Consider the following 5,497-nt stretch of genomic DNA (forward strand, 5'->3'; position numbering starts at 1 on the left):
TGACGAAGGGCTCTTCCGCCGGCTTGCCACCGCAATACATCAGTACGCCGAAAGAGATGCACCAGAGCAGGAAGAAAATGCGCGCCACTGGACGGAAATTCATCGAGCGCACCTTAGATGAGTCCAACCAAGGTACCGCGAACCACACGAGGATGGAGCTGAACATTAGTATGACGCCGCCCAGCTTGTCCGGCACCGCGCGCAGAATGGCGTAATAGGGCAGGAAGTACCATTCCGGCACGATATGCGCGGGCGTGCTGAGCGGGTTGGCCGGGATGTAATTGTCCGGGTGGCCGAGATAATTCGGCGAGAAGAACACCAGCGCCGCGAAGACCATCAGATACACCACGATGCCGACGGTGTCCTTGATGGTGTAGTAGGGGTGGAAGGGGATGGTGTCCTGCGGACCCTTCGGCTCCACGCCCAGCGGGTTGTTCGAGCCGGTGATGTGCAGTGCCGCCACATGCAGGAAGACCACACCCACGATCATGAAGGGCATGAGGTAATGCAGGGCGAAGAAGCGGGTCAGCGTGGGATTGTCGACCGAGAAGCCGCCCCAGAGCAGGGTGACGATAAAATCACCCACCACAGGGAAGGCCGAGAAGAGGTTGGTGATCACCACCGCGCCCCACAGCGACATCTGGCCCCAGGGCAGCACATATCCCATAAAGGCCGTAGCCATCATCAGCAGGAAGATGGTCACGCCAAGCATCCACAGCAGCTCACGCGGCGCCTTGTAGGAACCGTAATAGAGACCGCGGAAAATGTGGATATACACCACGATGAAGAACATCGAGGCGCCGTTCATGTGAACATAGCGGATCAGCCAGCCATAATTCACGTCACGCATGATGCGTTCGACGCTATCGAACGCCATGAGGGTATTGGGCTGGTAATGCATCGCCAGGAAGATGCCGGTCGCGATCATGATCATCAGATTGATCATGGCGAGCGCGCCGAAATTCCAGAAATAATTGAAGTTACGAGGGGTCGGAAAGGTCCCGTATTCCTTCTGGATCATGGTAATGACGGGCAGCCGCTCGTCAACCCAACGCAGCAGGGGGTTCTTCACTTCACTCTTATGTAGGCCGAGCGCCATGGTGCGATGTTCCTATCGAATGGGCTGGGGAAGCGTTTGCGGACTGAAGCCTGGGCTTAGCCGATGCGGATCTGGGTGGGCGTGAGGAAGGTGTATTGCGGCACCGCCAGATTTGTCGGCGCGGGGCCTTTGCGGATGCGGCCGGAGCCATCGTAGTGGCTGCCATGGCAAGGGCAGAACCAACCGCTGTAATCGCCACGCACATCGGTGGGCCGCTGGCCCAGCGGCACGCAGCCCAGATGGGTGCACACACCCACCATCACCAGCCAATTGTCGCGCTGCACGCGCGACTGGTCGGTTTGCGGGTCACGCAATTCGGAGACGGGCACGGCGCGGGCGGTGGCGATCTGCTCGGCCGTGCGGTTGCGCACGAAGACCGGCTTGCCGCGCCACATCACCGTCACCGCCATGCCGGTGGCGATGGGTGCCAGATCGACCTCGGTGCTGGCCATCGCCAGCACATCGCGTGCGGGGTTCATCGAGGAGATGAAGGGCCACACGATCGCGCCCACGCCCACCGCCGCGAAGGCGGTGGCGCTCAGCGCCAGGAAATCGCGCTTGGTCGCCTGCGGAGCGCCCGCGGGCGGCGCGCTGGGTTGGGTTGCCATATCAGCCATCGAATTTCGGTCCCTGCATCATCAGCACCTAATAGAGTCCCAAGCGCGGGAAAAGCCGGGCATCAGACGGCCCTTCCTCATCCACGCTGCCCGGTCTCTCGCGCTGCACAGCGTATAAAGGCAGTATCTGCGAGGTGACAACCGGCAGGGCCGGAAGCAAGCGGGAAGAAAATGAGCAAAGCACCTGAAAATCCCTTCATAAACCCGGCGCGGGGCTGGTTTGAGAGCCTGCGCGACGGGATTTGTTCTGCATTCGAATCAATTGAGGATGATCTGCGCGAAGGCCCGCATGGAGCACTCCCGCCCGGCCGCTTCGAGCGCACCGCCTGGGATAGGCCCGAGGGCGGCGGGGGCGTGATGAGCGTGATGCGCGGCCGGGTCTTCGAAAAGGTAGGGGTGAATGTGTCCACCGTCTGGGGCGAGTTCAGCCCGGAATTCCGCAAGCAGATGTCAGGCGCGGAGGAGGATCCGCGCTTCCTCGCCACCGGTATTTCGCTGGTGGCGCATATGCGCAGCCCGCGGGTTCCGGCGGTGCATATGAACACCCGCTTCATTGTCACCACCCGCGCCTGGTTCGGCGGCGGCGGCGACCTCACGCCGATGGACCATGCCGCCCCGCATAGCCTCGAAGATGGCGAAACCTTCCATGCCGGCTTCAAGGCGGCCTGCGACAAGCATGACCCGGATTATTACCCGCGGTTCAAAAAATGGTGCGACGAATATTTCTTCCTGCCGCATCGTGATGAGCCGCGCGGCCTGGGTGGCATCTTCTATGATTACCTGGGCGACAAGACGCCAGGCCGGGGCATTGAGAATGATTTCGCCTTCACCCGCGATGTGGGCCAGGCCTTTCTCGACACCTATCCCCAGATCGTCCGCCACCGCATGCATGAGCCCTGGACCGAGGCGGAGCGCGCCCATCAGTTGATGCGCCGCGGGCGTTATGTCGAGTTCAACCTGCTGCATGACCGGGGCACGATTTTCGGCCTGAAGACCGGCGGGAATGTCAATGCCATTCTGATGAGCCTGCCACCTGAGGTGACCTGGTAGGGGCCGCCTCAGCGCGTCTGGGCGTGTTTGCTCGTCATGTGTCGATAGTCTGACAGGCAAGTTTGCGGTGGGTATATCCGGCAGCCCACCGCAACTGGGAGGCCGAAAAGGTGAGGCGGCAGAGCCGAATATGACGCAAGCACCGCCGCCTAAAGAACATACAACGAACATACTGTAATATTTTGCTTTCGGCAAAAAACAGCCATGGCGAGGATAGTGCATCAAACTAACGTAATGAAATTCAACAAAACTCATCATAACGCTCAGTAACGCAGTGGCGAATTTTCCCTTGAAGTGGGGGAAATGCCCATCTACAAACACCTTCAGCCCATATGAGGATGCAGCGCGCTCGGGGGGGCGAGCGGTCCGCAAATTGGGCTGGTAGGGCGAGCCGGTGGGGTCGGGGGGCCTCACCGGTCGCTTCTCCCTCCGGTCGCTGCCGGCGGGGGAGGCGCCGTCCCATCACCAGGCTGACAAAGGGCAGCCAGGCGTCTTTTCCCTCAGGTCGAATTTCTATCGGGGGATAACACGACATCATGGCTGCCGCGGAACCAATGCCATCAGGGAGCGCACAGTTCCGCGGGCGCTACATCAACAAGCTGGATGCGAAGAAGCGCGTCTCCATCCCCGCCGCCTTTCGCGCCGCCCTGGCTGGCCAGCCCCTCGTTCTGCGCCGTTCCAACCGCCTGGGCTGCATCGAGGCCTGGCCCGCCAGTCTGTTTGAAGCGTCGATCACGCCCATCACCCCCGCGGATGTGAACCTCGAGGAGGATGACGACAGCTTCTACGTCAATTACGCCGATACGGTGGATGCCACCCCCGATTCTGAGGGCCGGCTGATCATGGACGCCAAGCTGCTGGAGCATGCCGGCATAACCGATTCCATCGCCTTTCTGGGCAAGAACCACATTTTCGAGCTGTGGGAGCCCAGCGCTGCCGATGCGATGATCGAGGCCGCCCGCGCCCGCGCCCAGGCCCGCGCCATGACCCGGAGGCAGGGCGCATGAGCCATGTTCCGGTGATGCTGGAGGAGGTGCTGCACCACCTCGCCCCCGCGCCAGGCGAAACCCATCTCGATGGCACCTTCGGCGGCGGCGGCTATGCCCAGGCCATCCTGGCCTCCGGCTGCACCCTTTATGCGCTGGACCGCGACCCTGATGCGATTGCCCGCGGCGCCGCCCTGCTCGCCCGTCACCCCGGCCGGCTGCATCTGCTGCAGGCCTGCTTTGGCGATATGGTCTCGGTGCTGGCCGAAGGCGGTGTGACCCAGCTTGATGGCGTGGTGCTCGATTTGGGTGTCTCCTCCTTCCAGCTCGATGAGGCGGCGCGGGGCTTTTCCTTTCGCAGCGATGGCCCGCTCGACATGCGCATGGGCCATGACGGGCCGACCGCGGCCGATCTGGTCAATACCCTGCCCGAGGCCGAGTTGGCCGATATCCTCTACCAGTTTGGCGAGGAGCGGCATTCCCGCCGCATCGCCCGCAATATCGTGGCGGGCCGGCCATTCCACACCACCCTCGCTTTGGCCGAAGTGATCCGCAAATCGGTGCCGCGCGACCCATCGGGGATGGATGGCGCCACCCGCAGTTTCCAGGCGCTGCGTATCAGGGTGAATGACGAACTCGGCGAGATCGAGCGCGGGCTGGCGGGCGCGCTGTCGCTGCTGGCCCCGGGCGGGCGGCTGGTGGTGGTGTCCTTCCATTCGCTGGAAGACCGCATCGTCAAGCGCGTGCTGACCGAGGCGGCGGGGCGCGAGGCGCGGGCCTCGCGCCATGACCCTGCCTCCTGGGCGGTGCGCCCCACCGCCGCCCCCTACCGCCTGCTCACCCGCGGTGCCGAGCGCCCCGGCGAGGGGGAAACCCGCTCCAATCCGCGCGCCCGCTCCGCACGGCTGCGCGCCATCATCCGCCTTGAGGGACATCCCGCATGATCAAGCCCCTCTCGCTGCTCACCGGCATCGCCATGGCGGCCGCCATCGGCCATACCTTCGAGGTCAAGCGCTCGGTCACCGTTCTGGACCGGGAGCTGCGCGATATTCGCCGCGGGACTGAGGAGGTGGAGGGTCGCACCCAGTTGCTGCAGGCCGAATGGGCCCGGTTGAACGATCAGGAGCGCCTGCGCGGCCTGGCCGATCGCCACCTTGTGGGCCTCTCACCCATGCAATCGGGCCAGTTCCAGCGGCTGGATGAGGCGGTGCGCCGGCTGCCCGTCGCCGTGGCCTGGAACGCCCCCCCCTCGCCCTTCGCGGCGCGTGACGAAACCACCATGGCGCTGGCGGAAGCCTGGCTGACGCCGGCCACGGCCACGGCCGCCGCGCCTACTCCGGCCCCGGCCCCGGTCACGGCCACAGCCCCGGCCACGGCCACGGCCACGGCCTCGCCCGTGCCCCCGACCGCGACCGCCGCCGCCCGCCAGCCCGCCGCACAGCCGGCGGGCAATGCCGCTGCCGCCCAAGCTGTGACCACCATGGCGACCAGCGCCCAACCTAGCACCCCCGCCACCCGGCCTCCCGCCCCGCCCAGCAGCCCCGCGCGGGCCGCCGAGCCCGCCGCCCAGCGCCCCAGCCAGCTCGCCGATGCCGCCACCATGCGCGCCACCAGGGCCAGCGCCGTCATTCCCGAAGCCCCCACCCGCGCCGCCCAGAGCCTGCCGCCGGTGGCAGCCCCGCCCTCCCGCCAGGGCGAAGCGCCGGCCAGGCCGGCAGCGCCGCCGGCGGTATTGGCTGAGGCCC

5 protein-coding genes and 1 pseudogene are annotated in these 5,497 nt (G+C 65.0%); 4 read left to right on the top strand and 2 right to left on the bottom strand.

Annotation, left to right across the window (positions count from 1 at the left end; translation table 11 throughout):
- Positions 1-1,099, bottom strand: a 1,099-nt coding sequence (locus tag ABWP84_RS17885) for a cytochrome b/b6 (RefSeq protein ID WP_353213382.1), incomplete at its 3' end; no start/stop codon positions are given.
- 56 nt (positions 1,100-1,155) lie between these two features.
- The gene (gene petA, locus ABWP84_RS17890; protein ID WP_353213383.1) at positions 1,156-1,716 is read right to left on the bottom strand and encodes a ubiquinol-cytochrome c reductase iron-sulfur subunit; all 561 of its coding nucleotides are present in this window, start codon (positions 1,714-1,716) and stop codon (positions 1,156-1,158) included.
- A gap of 171 nt (positions 1,717-1,887) precedes the next feature.
- On the opposite strand from petA, the gene hemF reads away from it, so the two are divergent.
- The 4 genes and pseudogenes from hemF to ABWP84_RS17910 all read left to right on the top strand — a co-directional run.
- Positions 1,888-2,766 carry an oxygen-dependent coproporphyrinogen oxidase gene (gene hemF / locus ABWP84_RS17895; RefSeq protein ID WP_353213384.1) on the top strand — a complete coding sequence of 293 codons (879 nt, stop codon included), beginning with the start codon at positions 1,888-1,890 and terminating at the stop codon, positions 2,764-2,766.
- Positions 2,767-3,320: 554 nt separating this feature from the next.
- Complete coding sequence (locus ABWP84_RS17900) at positions 3,321-3,773, top strand: cell division/cell wall cluster transcriptional repressor MraZ (protein ID WP_353213385.1); 453 nt, start codon at positions 3,321-3,323, stop codon at positions 3,771-3,773.
- On the top strand, positions 3,770-4,696 hold the full coding sequence (gene rsmH / locus ABWP84_RS17905; protein WP_353213386.1) for a 16S rRNA (cytosine(1402)-N(4))-methyltransferase RsmH: 927 nt from the start codon (positions 3,770-3,772) through the stop codon (positions 4,694-4,696). Before ABWP84_RS17900 ends, rsmH begins: the two co-directional genes overlap by 4 nt.
- Positions 4,693-5,497, top strand: a pseudogene (locus tag ABWP84_RS17910) (hypothetical protein); the annotation flags it as partial. The gene rsmH and the pseudogene ABWP84_RS17910, both read left to right, overlap by 4 nt.

Origin of the sequence: Rhodovarius sp. (genome assembly GCF_040399605.1) — a bacterium.
Taxonomy (GTDB): Bacteria; Pseudomonadota; Alphaproteobacteria; order Acetobacterales; family Acetobacteraceae; genus Rhodovarius; species Rhodovarius crocodyli_A.